Here is a 15,244-nt window from a genome sequence, read left to right on the forward strand (position 1 = left end):
AGTCTCATCCGCCACCTCCCGCGTCCGGGTCGCCGAAGCGGCGACGCATCTCGTCCTGGATGCGGCGGCGTGCCTCGGGCGGATCCCCGGCCCCGAGCCGGTCGATGATCCTGCGCCGCAGCGCCGACGGATCCGGGGTGGCTGGCCGGGGCGGCGTGGTGGATGGAGCCGGGGTTGTGGCCCAGGACGGACGTGCGGGTGGCGTGGTCGGGGGCACCGGGGGCATCGGGGGAATGGGAGGCACGGAGGGCGGAGCAGGAGAGGCGGGGAGGCCGGTCCGCGGGGTAGCCGCGCGCAGGGTCCGGCCGGTGACGGGAGCGGGTGCCCTGCGGTCACCGGACTGTTCGCGCAGCCGCTGGGCTGCGGTACTGCCGGCACCGGCCCAGGCCCGGCCGTCCTCGCGGACGGTGTTGCCCCAGACCCTCACCTGCTGGCGGGCGTCCTGGGCGTACTGCGAGCCGTGTTGGCGGCCGCGCCGGATGTTCGCCGGCAGTCCCCAGCTGGAGCCGTACGCGATCCGTCCCGTGCGGTGAAGGATCCGGTAGCCGCGCAGCCGCACGAGACGGTTGTGGGCCCGGGTGGACAGCAGGGTCCGGTCCTGGTGCTGGTCGTGCAACAGGGTTCCGGAGTTCCGGTCAGCGATGGTTCCGTCCGGATCCCGGTAGCGGTCGGCAGGCCCACGGCGACGTGCACCGCCCCCCGCTCCCAACTCTCCTTCCGCTCCAGCGCTGTCCACCTCGGCGTCGGGCTTGCGCCACCGGTCCAGAGCTTTGTCGTCCGGGCGGCGGCCCACCAGCAGTCCCCAGGCGCCGCGGGCCCCGAGCCGAACACCGGTGGCGGCAAGGGCGAGCGGTGCAAGGCCTCGGGAGGCCTCGGCCCCTGCATCGGCCAGCAGCCGGGTGGAGTCGACGGGCATGCCTGTCCCGTCCACCAGCGAGGCCAGGGAGGCCATCAGCCGGTGGCGGGTGCCGAGTTGACCGTAGGAGCCGGACAGTGCCAGGGAGCGCAGCCCACCGATTCCGAACCCCGCTCCTCCGCTGGAGTGCACGGCCAGGGCGGCGCCGATCTCCGAGGTGTCCCCGGGCAGGTGCGTGCCGCCGATCTTCGCGTAGCGCATCCGGATGGCCAGACGCTGCCCGAAGGAGGAGATCCCCCGCATGAGGGCGCGGTGGAAGGCGAGTCCGACGATGCCCAGGACGTCCAGGACCAGCAGGCGCTCGGCCGGCAGGTCGGGCCCGTCGGTGAAGACCACGTCCACGCCGATGCCGTAGAACGGCAGGAACATGCAGCACAGGAACATGACCGCGACCGACATGATGAAGATCGCGGCCCACTTCCACACCACCTGCCGGCTGGGGCCGGGCAGCATCCCCCACACGAAGGAGACGCCGCCGACCGCGGCCGCTCCGGCGTCGGCGGCCTGGGTGCCGAGCAGGACCACCGATGCGGACAGTGGGATCGCGCAGATCAGCAGGGACGCGATGAACAGCATGAGCGCGCCCGCGGTGCGCCAGCCGGTCGGCTGCGAGGCGTACTCGGCGCAGGCCTTGCCGACCGGCCCGCCCTGGTCCTTGAGGTCCTTGAGGAACGCGGCGAACTGCTGGTCTTCCTCCGTCAGTACCGGCTGGGAAGCCTGCAGCAGGGCATCGCCGGTGGTGAGCCCGGGCAACGGGTCGGCATCGGGCCCCTTGACCTGCCCGGCGATGCCGTCCTCGCAGTACTTTCGTGCGGGTCCCCGGAGCAGATTGCAGGCGTCCTTGTTCTTCTTGGGCTGGTTCTCGGGCTTGTAGCCGCCGGAGACCCACTTGAGGTGGAGGGCGTAGGCCTTCTTGTCGGCGTCCTTGGCGGGGTCCAGGACGCGGCCGTACTCCAGCAGCATGTAGCCCTTGACGACCAGGGCGTTGGTGAGGGAGTCCTGGATCGGTCGGGCCACCTCGGACGGCGAGAGCGGTTTGGCCCCTTCGATCTGGAGGCACTTGAGTTCGGCGCGGCCGGCCATGCCTTTGCACGGCCCCTGATCGCTGGCGATCTTCCCGCCCCAGTAGTGGGAGTTGACGGTGTCGCGGGCGACTTCGGCGGCGGCCTGCTCACTCTGGGCGAGCGGCCCGTGCTGGGAGAGCAGGTAGTCGGGGCGGACGAACGCGGACGCGGCGAGCGCGCCGATCACCAGGGTCAGGGCGATCTCGCCCAGGCCTTTGCCGGCCTTGCCGCGCACGAACAGGATCAGCCCGAACACGAACGCCCAGGCCAGCAGCAGCCCCTTCAGGCCGAGACTGTCGATGACGGCGTGGTTGTAGGCGTCGGCGGCCTTCTGTGCCGGGTCGGCCAGCATCTTGAGCAGCGGGAACCTGAAGGCGAACTCGATCGCCCAGCACGCCAGGCCGACCACCAGGCGCAGCAGGGTGAACAGACCCGACATGATGAAGGCGTACGCGTTGGACTTGAAGGAGAAGACGCTGCCGCCCTCGGCCGACAGCTCGTAGCCGTCGATGGGCACGCCCTCGGAGCTGGTGATGTTGAGCGGGGAGAGCAGGCCGCTGCCGCTGCTCTGCGCCGCGTGTGCGACCTGGGCGTTGACGAGCAGGAACACCACGGTGATGACCACCGTGAAGCTGACGGCGCGCAGCCGGCCGCGATCCAGGCACCGCATCAGCGCCTCCGCCGGCCGCTGGAGCGCACCGCGTACACGAGGACCAGTCCGACGGCGGGTACCGCCAGCCGCCAGGCATCCGCGCCTGCCCCGCCTGCCCCGTCCTGTTGTGCGCCGGAGGGAACGGGGGCGTGGGTGCAGGAGGACTTGGCCAGTCCGGTGATCAGGGCACACGGATCGGCGGGCGCCGGGGACGCGGTGGGGTGCGGGCCGGCCGCGAACGCGGAACCGGTCTGGGGCCACCAGGCGTCGGGGACGCCGACCGTGGCGAACACCGTGAGGACGGCGGCCAGGACGGTCAGGACAGCGAGCGCGCCGACGGTCTGGGCGCGGCGCCGGGAACGCTCCCATTCGCTTGTGGTCATCCCGCCTGCTCCTTCGCCGTGCCGGCCGCGGTGAGGTCTGCTGGGGCGGGGGTGGGGTGCTGGCCGGGGGTGGTGGTGATGCCGGACTGGATGCGGTGCAGGCGGGGGATGGCGACCTTGACGCGGCAGGTGTTCAGGCGTGGCGCGGTCAGCAGCATTTCGCCCTTGCGGCTCTTGTCGCGCAAGGGGGACAGATCGGTGGTGACGATCCGCAGCAGCTCGGGATCGGTGCTGTCGAGTCCGATGAACTCCAGGCCGCGGCGGGCGGTCTTGTGATCCTGGGTGCGGGCGAGCGCGCGGTAGGCGAACAGGCCGCGGTCCGGGCCGAGTTCCTTCTCGTCCTGGGCCCCGGCGAACAGCCCGCCGTTGTGCTTGCGGCCGTCGTGGAGGATCTCGCTGATCAGCGCGGTGCCCTCGGCGGAGCCGGTCAGCCACCACAACTCATCCGCCACGATGGCGCAGAACCGGCTCGCATCGGCGAACGCGGTCTGCCGGGCGAGCGCCGCGATCAGATACAGCACCGCCCGGCCGATCAATGCCTCCAAGGGCTGCTGGCGCAGCACCTCGGGGTGGGCGAAGGCTTCCTGGGGCGGCAGGGTGAGCCCGGCGGTGGTGATCACGATGAGGTCTGAGTCCAGGTCCTGCTCCAGGCGGACCGGCGGCAGCTTTGGGTCGAACACCATCTGGGCGAGCGGGTTGGAGGAGACGATCCGCATCAGGTCCACCAACGTGGCAGCGGCCTCCTGACGGGCCCCCGTACCACCGTCAGCCATCGTCTGGAGTTCGACCGTCACCTGGTGCATGGACGGGGCGGCACTCTGGGCGGCTTGTTCCACGGCCCGGTGCAGGACTCCGCCGGCGGCGGTCATCGGCCCGATGCCGAGCTGGAGGGTGAGGTAGCTGAGCGCGTAGTGCGTGCCTTGAGTGGTGCCGGGGAACATGCGCAGCGGGTCGATGGAGATCCCGGCTGCGGCGGCATCGATGATCTGGCAGCGGCCCGGGGCGGCGGAGCGGGCGAAGGTGGCCCATTCGCGCAGCGGGGTGCGGTCGATACAGATCGCCCGCCCGCCCCGGTCCACCTCCGACTGGGTGAGCATCTTCAGCAGCACGCTCTTGCCGCCGCCGGGGTCCCCGGTGACGGCGAAGGACGCGGAGGCATCCGCCTTGGGAGCGTCCGCGATGTTCAACAGGACCGGCCGGGTGGTGCCGGTGTCCTGGTCGAGCCCGAGCAGCATCCCGTTCGGGTCACCCGCTTCGGTGAGCGTCAGGGCGCCGCTCATCGCCCAGTCCTCTGAGACCTGGTGCTGGACGAACTCGCGGACCGTGTGCGGCCGCACCGTGCCGGGCAGGCCGAGCGTGAAGAGGGCTTCTTGCAGGCCGGCCGGGCGCACCGCCCGGTAGTCCGCCCCGGCCAGCAGCGCGGTAAGCGCCCGGGCGCGGGCGTCGCAGTCTGCCGCACGGGCCGCCCAGACGCTGAGCACGGTGACCGACTGGACCTCGACTTCGACGGAGGTCCGTGACAGGCGGGCATCGAGCTCGCCGAGATCCCGGGCGGCATCCAGCAGGGTGGAGGGCATGCCAGTGGGGCGGGCGTCGTACTGGTCGGCCTGGTCGACGAGCTCGTTCTTCTTCCGCTGTACCTGGGCCTTGGCCTTCTCGGCCGGTACCAGGGTCAGGTCCACGCAGTAGTCGACGGGAAACGCCAGCCCCTCCAGCTGAGCGAAGAGATCGGCTGTGTCGGCGCCGACGGCCGGAGGGCACTCGGCCAGCGCCAGGTGGGCCTGGTATCCGCAGCCGTCCTCCGTCTCCACCTGCAGCCAGCGCCGCAGCAGCGGGGAGGACGTGCCGCGCCGCCACCAGGGCCCGCGCCGCCCACCACCGGCCTCCCGGTCGTCGTCCTCGTCGTCGGCGGTGGCGTTCTCGACCCCGTCGATGCCGCCTTCCAACAGGCGGACTTGACCGAGATCGGCGTAGCTCGGCGAGCGCAGCTCGCCCTCCTGCACACGGCCGCCGTACAGGGCGCTGGACTCCGCCTCGGCCAAGAGCGGCTCTGCCAGCCCGCGGCGCAGCGCGTGCTGGAGCATCCATACGACCTCGGCCGGGCGGGCGGGGCGGAACGCCACCGCCCCCGCCAACTGCGCCTCGACCTGTTCGGCCTGGCGCCGGTAGGCGCTCACCTCACGGCGGGTGACGGGGGCCGGAGCCAGACCGAGTTGAGAAGAGAGATCCGCCCACACCGCCCCGACGCTGCCCGACCACGTGAGCACGCCCTTCTCGGTGTTCAGCGGCACCGCCAGCCACAGCGTGCGGCGGTGCATCTCCTGGCCTTCCAGCAGGTCCAGCGCGGCCTCGGCGGTCTCCGCCCAGGGATGCTGGCCCATCTGGCGGGCGGCGCTGCCCGCCTTCGGGTCGACCCCCTCCAGCATCCGCAGCGCGATCTCGCCCGCATCGACCTGGGCGCACAGCCCGTACAGCCGCGGCGACCCGGACAGGGAACGCACCAAGTGCGCGGCCTTGGACAGCAGTTCCTCGCGCACCTGCGTCGGCACGTAGGTCCCCTGGACCGTCTCGCTGAGTGCTCCCTGAGCGTCGGGTCCGGGGTGGAGGCGGTAGATGGCCCACACCCCGCCCTGGGCCGACCACAGCAGATGCCCGGCGAGATGACGGATCGGCACCCTCACGACGAACTCCCCTGCTTCTGGCGCGCTGCGGCCTGGGCCATCAGGCGCTGAGCCGGTGAGGCCACCCGCACGCTTGCTGCCTCCGGACGGCGAGCGGCCGACCGCGGCTGCGGCCGCCGTCCCCGCAGCTTCACCGGCCTCTGTGACCGGAGCGCCGGCCGCCCCGGGCGTCCCAGCGCGAGGCCGGTGGGCCGCGGCGGCCGGGGAACCGGCACGGCCTGGAGGCCGGCCAGGTCCTCGATGACGAAGCCGCCACGCAGCGGACGCGGTGCGCGATCCCGCGCCGCGCGGCCGCCGATCCGTCCGGCGGCTGGCTGTGCCAGCAGACCCAGCCAGCCGACCACCGCCGGAAACGGCGCCCGCCCGGCGAACTTCGGACGGCGCACCACCCAGATCGCCACCACCCACACAGCCAGCGGGAGCGGCCCCAGCCAGGACCACCACGCCACCGTCTCGACCAGCAGCAGCCCGCCGATGGCCGCGACCGCGATCTGCGCAGGCGTGTACGGCCCGAGCGGGATCTTGAAATCTGCGACCTTCCCCAGCACCCACGGGTGCCGGCGGGCCGCCGTATAGAAGCGCCCCATGCGTGGCGCCGCGCTGCTCGTACTCACAGCCCGCCCCCCGTCCCCGAGGACGTCGCATCCAGCGGACGCACGGGCACCACCACGGCGGGAGCCGACTTCTTGGTGGGGTTCTTGACCTGATCGGTGAAGATCGCCGCGAGGTCGTCGCGGGACTCGTACAGACCCAGGGCGATCGCCATCAACAGCAGCGCCCCGATCCCGGCTTTGATGGAGAACCGCCGCACCATCTCGACGACGACGATCACGATCAGGGCGGCCTTCAGTCCCCGGGTGCCCCACGTGGTGAACATGTCGATCCACGAGTTGCCGAGGTCATCGAGCTTCCCGGCCAGCACCACCGAGTGCACGGTGTTCACGACCGACCACCCCCGCCCGCGATCGAAGCGGTGGCGAACGCGGACACTTCCCAGCGGCCGGCCCGCGCGGTGAGCGTCAGCTCGTAGGCCAGCGGCCACGCCCCGGCCTTGTCCTGCGCTTTGATCTGGACCCGCACCCGGGCCTGGGTGCCGTCCGCCGGAACCGTCTCGGCGGCCGCCGCTTCCTCGATGGCGCTCGCCTGCTCGACCTGGAGGTCGGTGTACGACGTCCCGGACAGTGCGGCGAGCTTGGCCCCCGGAGCCAGGTAGCGGTCCACCTCGCCGAGACCCGTGAGATAGGTGCGCAGGAACTCGGCGACCGTGGAGGCAAGGAGCCCCTTCGCGGGCAGGCTCACCCCGTACGCCGACTCCGGCACCTTCGCCGACGCGGCGCCGGCCACCTGACCGGGCGCCCCCGTGACCGTGAACGAGCCCCCCGACGCGTCGGCCACGACGGGCACCGCGAAGTAGCGCACCGAAAAGTCGGCATACTGCGCAGCCACCGTCACCGACCACTGCCCGCCCTCGTGCTGCGCACTGCGCACCGCCACTGCGCGCTCCAGCACCGACTGCGCACCCGCCGACTGCGGCAGAGGAACGGACGGCGCCAACGCCTGGGCGAGCCGCGCCTGCGCACTGCTCTCATCCGAAGCGGTACTGCGCAGCCAAGCCGCCAGGAACAGTTCGGCATAACCCGACGGGTCGGCGGCCGCCGCAGTGCGCACCGTGCCGGCCGACGGCTCAGGGGCAGCCGCTGCCTTCGCCGTCGGCGACGGCATGACCGCCACGGCCAGGGCCAGGGGCCCGCACGCGAGCGCGGCCCACACCCCCCAGCGGCCGAGCCGGACCTGACGGCGCATCCGGGCAAGGTCCACCCCCGCAGCCATCGGCGGCGCCTCGCCGCCCGAGGACCCAGTCGCAGCAGACATGTGAAACTCCCAGGTAGAAGCGATGTGTTGCTACCTGGACGAAACCCGTCAGCCCCGACCGATTCGCCGACCGATCAGCCCCCTCCACGATCACGAAGCGGCCACAAAACCCTGGAGGGGGCGGTGGAGGGACCCCTCCACCGCCCCCTCCACGCCAACTGCCCCCTCCAGAGCCGCCCCCAAGTTCGGTGGCCCCTCACGGTGCGGCGCCCAGGGCACATCAGCGCTGCGCACTCCCTAGATCGACGGGCCGGTGCGCACGAGGCCGGGCCCGGCGAACCGAAGGGACTGCGCACGGCGACCAGACCCGACGACACCGTGCGCAGCCCCCCCCCGAAGCGGAGCGAAGGAACGCCGACGCCAGGCTGGACCGACTGCGCACTGCGCACTGCGCAAGGCGGTTCGGCAGCGGCCAGCACACCGCGCCTCTCACCTCATGACTGCGCACCGACCGTGTAGACACCTCGCAGTTCGTGAGGGTGTTCATGAGTGGCTCTGGTCAAGGGCGGAAACCGTTGCCAAGGAATTCGTTTCCCGGCGGTGAGGTGATCGCTGCCCGCCCGGCGCGGCTGCTCGGCAGAATGTGGGCATGTCACCAGAGCTGGAGCGTGTACTCGGGGATGCTGGTTGGGTTCCGGGGCGGCGGGTGGACACGTCCGTGTGGCGGGAGCGGATGGAGGCGGATGGATTTCGCTTCCATGAGGTGGCGGAGTCCTTCCTCGGGGAGTTCGGTGGGTTGGTGTTCGGGCATGGCGGCCCGGGGGTTACTCGGGCGCGTGAGCCGTTCGAGTTTGACCCCGAGCTTCTGGTGGGTGAGAGCGACCGGTTCACTGAGTGGGGAGCGGAGCTCAGCCGCACGTTCGCGCCGGTCGGTGAGCTCGACCTGGGCCGGGGAGGGATTCTCGGGCTGGACGAGTTCGGTGAGCTCTACGTGATTGAGGCGCGGGTGGCTACCTTCGGTCGGCTGCCCCAAGCCTTGGAGAACTTGGCGTTGGGGTTCATGCCGGTCACGGTCGTCGATTGACACCGCGGCGTCGCCTGAGTGGCCTCCATGTCTTGAGGAGGCTCGCAGTCCGGCCATATGGCGGTGCGTGATGCGCCCGGGGCGCGATCGCCTCGGCGCACGCGTGGCGCAGTGCGGTGAAGCCGACGGCAGCCACGCAGCGCCGGTCCGCCCGTGGACGAGGGCGACGGGTGGTCCCCGCGGTGGCCGCTCTCCGACGGCTGCCGGGGCGTGGGGGACCGCGGTCAGGGTCCCGGGCTGCGCGCCATGACCGTTGGTGTGCGACACCGCCCCACCTCCTCGACGCTCCGCTGCCATGCTCATCACTCCGCTGACGGTGCGAAAGACACCCGCAGGGCACGCCCCCGCAGGGTGCTCACCTCCTGTGGAGGGGCCCCTCCACAACTCCCTCCACGCGGTACGGGCTTGAACGTCACCGGATCGTGACGCCTGGTGGGAGCATCCGGTCGGAGTTCCGGTCGGAGGCCGCGGGTGGACTCTGGACATGGAACATGCGCACCACGCCCGGCCTCTCGCCCCGCAACCCGACGCGACCCCGCGCCCGGGCTCGGCTCTCGCCGACCTCCGTCAATCTGCCGCGGCTTCGGCGGGAGGCTCGCGATGAGCGGCTACGGGGCGGGGGTCCGGCGCGGGACGATGGCTGGCGACCGCTTCACGCAGATCTCCAACGCCCTCTTCCGCGACCCCCGGATCAGCTTCAAGGCCAAGGGCCTGTTCGGGCTGATTTCCACCCACCGGGACGGCTGGCGGGTCACCGTCGCCGAGCTTGCCAAGTGCTCCACCGACGGACGGGGCGCCGTCATCGCGGGGCTCAAGGAGCTGGAGCGCTACGGCTATTTGGCCCGGGACCGGGCGCGGCGCGACGACGGGACGCTCGGTGAGGCCGTCTACGCCATCACCGACATGCCCGCTCATCTCTACGATCTGTTCGGCGACGCGGCCCCAGCCGTACCGGCACCACAAAACCGCAGGTCGCAACCTGTGTCGGAAAATCCAGCACTGGATAATCCTGCGCTGGCAAATCCGACACCAAAGAACACCAAGAGAAAGAAGACCACCAAGCAGAACACCAGCCCCGTCCATCCGTCCGTCCGTACCGCGCCCGCGCGCGAAAGCGCCAGCCGGCCAACGGCCCCCGCCGCACCGCCCGAAGCGGCACAACGGATCGAGGCCACGCCCGGTGTGCGGCTGCTGCTCGCCCTCGGGACCCGGCACCCGGAACTGCTGCTGACCGGACCGGCGCTCCACGACCAGGGCACGGTCGTCACCGCGCTGCTGGACCATGGCTGGGGCGCCCAGCAGATCGAGCACGTCATCGCCGGCCGCCCGCTGCCCCGCCCGGTCCATACGTCGGTTGCCGCGATCATCGCCGCCCGGCTCCGCGCCGCCCAGAGCACCCCGACGCCCCACTCCGTCGAGCTCACCCTCAGCGAGCCGACGACAGCGGGAGCCGCCGAACGATCGCCGGCCGAGGCCATCGCCCGCCGGGTGCTCGTCGAATGCGCCGCCTGCGGCAACCCCGGCCCCGCCCCGGGCGAAGACCTCTGCCCGGCCTGCCTCAACTGGCCGCCGTGCACTACCTGTACCGGCCCTACCCCGCGCCGCGCCCACCCCGGCAGTGACGGCCGCTGCACCCCCTGCACCCTTGCCGCCGCTGCCCCGTGACATCCGGCGGTGCCGAGCGGCACCTGAACCTCCATCACACGCACACCCGTTCCCGAGCGGACCGAGGAGACCATGACCACCGCACCCCACCGCCCCCTGCCGGACCCGGAACTGCGCCCCTTCACCACCGAGCCCGGCCGCTGGCGGCACGAACTCCAGCAGGCCCAGGCCCGGATCAAGGCTTCGGCCTTCGACGGGGGACCCGGCTACCGACAGGAGGGCCACCGCGGGGAGGAACTCACCCGGATCGACGAGCGCACCGACTGGGGATGGCTGCGCTGGCCGGCTCCGCTGTCCGAAGAAGTGCCGGTCGTGCCGCTGCAGGTCGCCGTGCTGTCACCGACGCCGTCCCGTACCGCGCGACTGGCCGGCCGCTGGCTCACCCGGCGACCGCCGCTGCGGATCTACTTCGATGCGCGCTACCGGTTCTGGATCACCAGCACCACCGCGCTCGCCGCCTTCGTCGCGCTGACGCTGGTGGGCGCGGCGATGGCCAACGGACTGCCGGCCGATATCGGCCTGCCCCTGATGCTGCTCATCCCGGCGCTCGCCGAGCACCTGCCCGGGCGCCTTGACGCGCGGGCCCGGGTGCACGCACGCATCATCCGACACGAAACCGGTCTGCGGGAGATGCAGGCCTTCATCGTCTGCCACCAGATCATTCAGGCCGCCGACGACCACGAGACTCCCGAACTGGCCCAGGCCGTCGAGCTCGGCCACCGCCTGCTGTGGGACATCGCCGGAGTGCTCACCCAGCCCGCTGCATCCTCCGTCCGCGTCCGGCTCCGTGCCTGCCAGGACCTGTTCACCCAACTCGCCTGCCAGGCTGCCGAGACCCGAGCCGCGAAGCAGGAGCGGGACCGCCGCATCGCCCGCTCCGGAACAGGCGAAGGCACAGCCGGGACCATGGAGCAGGCGGTCCAGAGCGCACCGGAAACGGAACTCCTGCCCGATGCACTGATCGAGGATGCGACCCACGCACTCGACCAGGCCGCGGTCGCGTACCGCGCGGCCACGGCCCATCTCCAGCAGCTGGACCATCCCGGTTGGAGCCCGCGCCCCACAGCCGCCGGCCCCGGACTCGGTTGCCCCACCGCCCCGTCCGCCCACCCGCGAGGAGACGACCAGTGACCGAGCCCCAGCAGACCGACGCGTTTCCGGTGCCCGACCGCGTCATCGACCCCGACCTGCCCCCGCGCCAGCGCACCCTGGCCCAGCGGGCGCCCCACGCCTTGCTGGTCCCGGCCGGCGCGGATACCCCTCCCCGCCCCCGGCTGCACTCACCGCTCAGGACCGCCCTGCCCGTGCTCCTCAAGGGCAGCATCCCCGCCGCAATCGGCGCGCTGCTCGTCTACGGCCTGCACCGGGCCAGCGCCCCATCGAACGTCAGCCGGATCGCCCTCGCGACGCTCGAACAGAAGCTGGCCCACACGGCCGTGCCCTACGTGCGCACCACAGTGACATTCACCGCGCTGCTCGTCGCCGTGGTCGCCCTCCTCGCAGCCTTGGACCACGCGATCGACAACAGCCGCCGAAGGGCACTCACCGCCGCGCACGGCCGCTACGTCCTGGCCGACGAACTCACCGACGACGCCTGGCACCTGCTCGCCCGTGCCCACCACGCCCAGCACGGCATCGTGGCGTCCCGGGTACACCGCGAAGATCTGATCGACCGTATTGGCAACGAGTACATGCTCCCCGCTCAGCTGTGGGAGATCGCACTGTCGCTGGCCCTGTACAGCAAACTCTGCCGCCAGGAACCCGACCATCCACAGGGCGCCGCCCTGATCAGCGTGCTGCAGGACCGGAGGCGCGCACTGGAAGCCAGTCTGCGCGGGATCACCTGCCGGGTGCGAGCCCTGGAGGACTACGCGCAGCAGACCGCGGAAGCGGACGCGCGGTACGAGGAACTCGAGCAGATCCACTACCTCAACGACCGGAGCGACCAAGTACTTGACCTCATGGCGCGCACCGCAGGGGACGAGCACGCAATCGAGGAAGTCGACGGCATCGCCGCGCAGGCCGCGGTCATCACGGGCGCCTTCGACCAGGCGTTGAGCGAGGCCCGGGAGGCAGGCCGAGCGGCTCTTCCTCGATGAGTTGATGGTCAGTTCTGCCAGGCACCGTCGGCGGGGCTCTTGCTGGGGCGCAGTGTGACAGACGGTCTCTGTGCCCTTCCGCTTCCGCGTGCCCCTTCAGTTTTCGCCCGGTTGTCGGCGTACTGGCTCATCTGCAGAGCGAAGTACGGGCTCAAATGCAGAGGTGTGTACGAAGTTTTGGCCGGGTCGAGGGCGTCAGCCCTCGACCCGGCCGTGTGGGGTGAAGCCGCGGGTTCAGGCGGTGGCTGCGTCGCCGCCGTCGATCGCGAAGAGCTTGTTGCGGAGCCGGTAGCTGTTGCCGTTGATCGAGACGACTTCGCAGTGGTGGAGGAGGCGGTCGAGGATCGCGGTGGCCAGGACCTCGTCGCCGAAGACCTGGCCCCACTCGCCGAAGGTCTTGTTCGAGGTCAGGATGATCGAGCCCTTCTCGTAGCGTTTCGAGATGAGTTGGAAGACGAGGTTGGCCTCGTCGCGGTCGAGCGGGAGGTAGCCGACCTCGTCGACCACTAGGACGTCGGGCCGCTGGTAGAGCCGCATCTTGGCGGGCAGGCGGCCGATGGAGTCGGCTTCTTTGAGCTGGCGGACCATGTCGTCGAGGCTGGTGAAGTAGACGGTGAAGCCGGCCCGGCAGGCCGCGACGGCCAGGCCGACGGCGATGTGGGTCTTGCCGACGCCGGGCGGTCCCAGCAGGGCGACGTTGGTCTTCGTCTCGACGAACGACAAGGTGGCCAGGTCCCGGATCTTGCGGGGGTCCAGGTCGGGCTGGAAGGAGAAGTCGTACTCGTCCAGGGTTTTGTGGTGCGGCAGGCGGGAGAGCCGCAGTCCGGTGTGGAATCGGCGGTCGTCACGGATGGCGAGCTCTTCGGACAGCGCCAGGTCGAGGAAGTCGAGATAGCCCATCTTGCTGGCGTCCGCCCGCTGGATCAGATGCTCCAGGCTGGTGGCGGTGTGGGGCAGGCCGAGCTTGGTGGCGGTGGACCGCAGTCGGGCGGTGACCAGTTCACTCACGCGGTGTCCTTCGAGTCCGGGACGATGTGGGGACGGGGCTTGGGCCGGGTGCCTGCGATGTCGTCATAGAACGACAACGGCCGTTTCCCGACCGGGACTTGGGCGGCGGCAGACCGGTTGAGCAGGTTCTGCAACGGACTGTCGGAGGAGACGTCCTGCCGGGGCCGGACGGCGAAGTCGGGAACCTGGGTGGTGGTGCGACGGCCCGTGCCATCCGGCAGGCCGTCCCAGTGGGACTCGTCCACGACCCAGCTCCCGCGGGCATGCGCCCGCGGGTGGACGGCCAGCAGCGTGGACCCGCTCAGGTCCGGCGCCAGCAGATGCAGGGAGATGGTGTCGCCGCCGACCCTGACCTCGACCAGCTGCCTCGGTCGGACTCTCCGGGCCGGCACCGAATACAGGCTGGCCTCGAAGGCGACCAGGCAGTCCTTGCCGACGTGCCGCAGGTGCCGGTCCGCGACGAGATAGGGCCGCTTCGGCAGCGGCCTCAGGGCGGCGTGGTCCCGCTCGGCCCGCAGGCCGATGACCTCCAGGTGTGTGCGGTGGACCCGGGCCCGCCGCAACGGCACCCAGTTCACGAAGGCCGCGTCCAGCTCGATGACCGAGCCGAAGGACCGCCCGGCCAGCACATGATCGCGAACGATGGTGACCTGCCGCTCGACCCGCCCTTTGCCCTGGGGCCGGTAGGCGGCCAGGACGTCGATGTCGAAGTTGTAGTGCCCGGAGAACGCGACAGCCTCCGGGTGCAGCGGGACCGCCTCGCCCGGCGCAACATGGCGGCGCACGACGGTTTTGGTCCGGTCGTAGACGATCGTCTTCGGGACCCCGCCGAAGTGCGCGAACGCCCGCCGGTGGCAGTCCCAGAACGTCGCCAGGTCCATCGACGTGGTGAAGCAGCAGAACGGGTCCCGCGAGTAGGACAGGACCATGTGGAAGGAGTAGACCTTCTTGATCCCCGCCATGGCGAGGACGTCTCCTTCGTCTCCCCAGTCGACCTGGGCCTGGGCCCCGGGGATCACCTCGAACCGGCGGTGCAGACCGGTGAGTTCATCGGGACTGATCCCGAGCTCCACCATCACCTGCGGCCGAGCCTGCTGCAGATACAGCTTCACACGCTGGTAGTTGCCGGTGAAGCCATACTGGTCGACGAGCCGTTCGTGGATCACCGTCCCCTTCAACGTGATGTCGGCCCGCAGCCAGGCGTCGATCACCGGCTTGAACGGCTCGATCACCTGCCCGTGACAGCCCTTGCGTGACGGCCCCTTCGGAGGCACCACCGGCGGCGGAGCCTCGATGTACTTCTTCACGGTCCGCCAGTTCAGCCCGGTCTCCCGGGCGATAGCGGAGATACTCAGCCCTGCTTCATGCAGAGCGCGGAACCGGCGCAGATCCATCCAACGCTCCGAGTGCAGGATCATCGAGACGGGACACCCTTCGCCTCCTCTCACCTCGCGCGATGGCTGTCCCGCCTGCAGTCCCCGTACTCACAACCCGCGTACGACACGCCCAAGATCAACCCGATCGAGTGTGTACATGAGCTCGTACCCGCCTCTGTAGATCAGCTAGTACGCGGACACCGGTAGCCCCAGGTCTACGGCCGAAGCACGCGGGTTCGCAGGTTCTCGGCTCGCGGTGCGCGGGAACCCGTGCATCATCTTGCTGAAGCTGCGTCCAGGAGGCGGGTGTGGGCGACACACGTTGCAAGAAACCAACTCCGCCACGGTCAACTTCGCGCGGATTCCACTGTTTCGGCAGGAGCGCCTGCCAACGAATCCGTGGACCGGAGGCGTGCGTGTTCTGCACGGCCGGGGTCTGAGGGTCTACGTCCCGCGGCCTGCCCGCACAGCGATCTCCGCGGCTTCGGAGAATTCCCGCCGGAT

12 protein-coding genes are annotated in these 15,244 nt (G+C 70.8%); 4 read left to right on the forward strand and 8 right to left on the reverse strand.

Going from position 1 to position 15,244, the window contains the following annotated elements:
* Nucleotides 1-4 precede the first annotated feature (4 nt).
* The 6 genes from OHA17_RS41485 to OHA17_RS41510 are packed head-to-tail and all read right to left on the reverse strand — an operon-like array spanning nucleotide 5 to nucleotide 7,568.
* Nucleotides 5-2,650 (reverse strand): hypothetical protein, encoded by a 2,646-nt coding sequence (locus OHA17_RS41485; RefSeq protein ID WP_331721516.1) that lies wholly within the window; start codon nucleotides 2,648-2,650, stop codon nucleotides 5-7.
* Nucleotides 2,650-3,015, reverse strand: a complete 366-nt coding sequence (locus tag OHA17_RS41490; RefSeq protein ID WP_331721517.1) for a hypothetical protein — start codon at nucleotides 3,013-3,015, stop codon at nucleotides 2,650-2,652. Before OHA17_RS41490 ends, OHA17_RS41485 begins: the two co-directional genes overlap by 1 nt.
* Nucleotides 3,012-5,696, reverse strand: coding sequence for an ATP-binding protein (locus OHA17_RS41495; RefSeq protein ID WP_331721518.1), 2,685 nt, complete (start codon nucleotides 5,694-5,696; stop codon nucleotides 3,012-3,014). The genes OHA17_RS41490 and OHA17_RS41495 overlap by 4 nt, the downstream gene beginning before the upstream one ends.
* Nucleotides 5,693-6,283: a hypothetical protein gene (locus tag OHA17_RS41500; protein WP_331721588.1), complete on the reverse strand. Its 591-nt coding sequence runs from the start codon at nucleotides 6,281-6,283 to the stop codon at nucleotides 5,693-5,695. The genes OHA17_RS41495 and OHA17_RS41500 overlap by 4 nt, the downstream gene beginning before the upstream one ends.
* A 23-nt stretch (nucleotides 6,284-6,306) precedes the next feature.
* Nucleotides 6,307-6,639 (reverse strand): hypothetical protein, encoded by a 333-nt coding sequence (locus OHA17_RS41505; protein ID WP_331721519.1) that lies wholly within the window; start codon nucleotides 6,637-6,639, stop codon nucleotides 6,307-6,309.
* Nucleotides 6,636-7,568 (reverse strand): conjugal transfer protein, encoded by a 933-nt coding sequence (locus OHA17_RS41510; RefSeq protein ID WP_331721520.1) that lies wholly within the window; start codon nucleotides 7,566-7,568, stop codon nucleotides 6,636-6,638. The genes OHA17_RS41505 and OHA17_RS41510 overlap by 4 nt, the downstream gene beginning before the upstream one ends.
* 589 nt (nucleotides 7,569-8,157) lie before the next feature.
* Here OHA17_RS41510 and OHA17_RS41515 point away from each other — a divergent pair.
* The 4 genes from OHA17_RS41515 to OHA17_RS41530 all read left to right on the forward strand — a co-directional run bounded on the left by OHA17_RS41515 (nucleotide 8,158) and on the right by OHA17_RS41530 (nucleotide 12,356).
* Entirely contained in the window at nucleotides 8,158-8,592 is a 435-nt protein-coding gene (locus OHA17_RS41515; protein WP_331721521.1) for an SUKH-3 domain-containing protein, read from the forward strand.
* A gap of 600 nt (nucleotides 8,593-9,192) precedes the next feature.
* Nucleotides 9,193-10,257, forward strand: a complete 1,065-nt coding sequence (locus OHA17_RS41520) for a hypothetical protein (RefSeq protein ID WP_331721522.1) — start codon at nucleotides 9,193-9,195, stop codon at nucleotides 10,255-10,257.
* 72 nt (nucleotides 10,258-10,329) lie between these two features.
* The gene (locus tag OHA17_RS41525) at nucleotides 10,330-11,388 is read left to right on the forward strand and encodes a hypothetical protein (protein WP_331721523.1); all 1,059 of its coding nucleotides are present in this window, start codon (nucleotides 10,330-10,332) and stop codon (nucleotides 11,386-11,388) included.
* Nucleotides 11,385-12,356, forward strand: a complete 972-nt coding sequence (locus tag OHA17_RS41530) for a hypothetical protein (protein WP_331721524.1) — start codon at nucleotides 11,385-11,387, stop codon at nucleotides 12,354-12,356. The genes OHA17_RS41525 and OHA17_RS41530 overlap by 4 nt, the downstream gene beginning before the upstream one ends.
* A gap of 234 nt (nucleotides 12,357-12,590) precedes the next feature.
* Here OHA17_RS41530 and istB read toward each other — a convergent pair whose 3' ends face one another.
* On the reverse strand, nucleotides 12,591-13,364 hold the full coding sequence (gene istB / locus OHA17_RS41535; protein WP_331721525.1) for an IS21-like element helper ATPase IstB: 774 nt from the start codon (nucleotides 13,362-13,364) through the stop codon (nucleotides 12,591-12,593).
* Nucleotides 13,361-14,782, reverse strand: coding sequence for an IS21 family transposase (istA, locus tag OHA17_RS41540; protein ID WP_331721526.1), 1,422 nt, complete (start codon nucleotides 14,780-14,782; stop codon nucleotides 13,361-13,363). Before istA ends, istB begins: the two co-directional genes overlap by 4 nt.
* Nucleotides 14,783-15,244: the final 462 nt, after the last annotated feature.

The organism is Streptomyces sp. NBC_00212 (genome assembly GCF_045206365.1).
Lineage (GTDB): Bacteria > Actinomycetota > Actinomycetes > Streptomycetales > Streptomycetaceae > Streptomyces.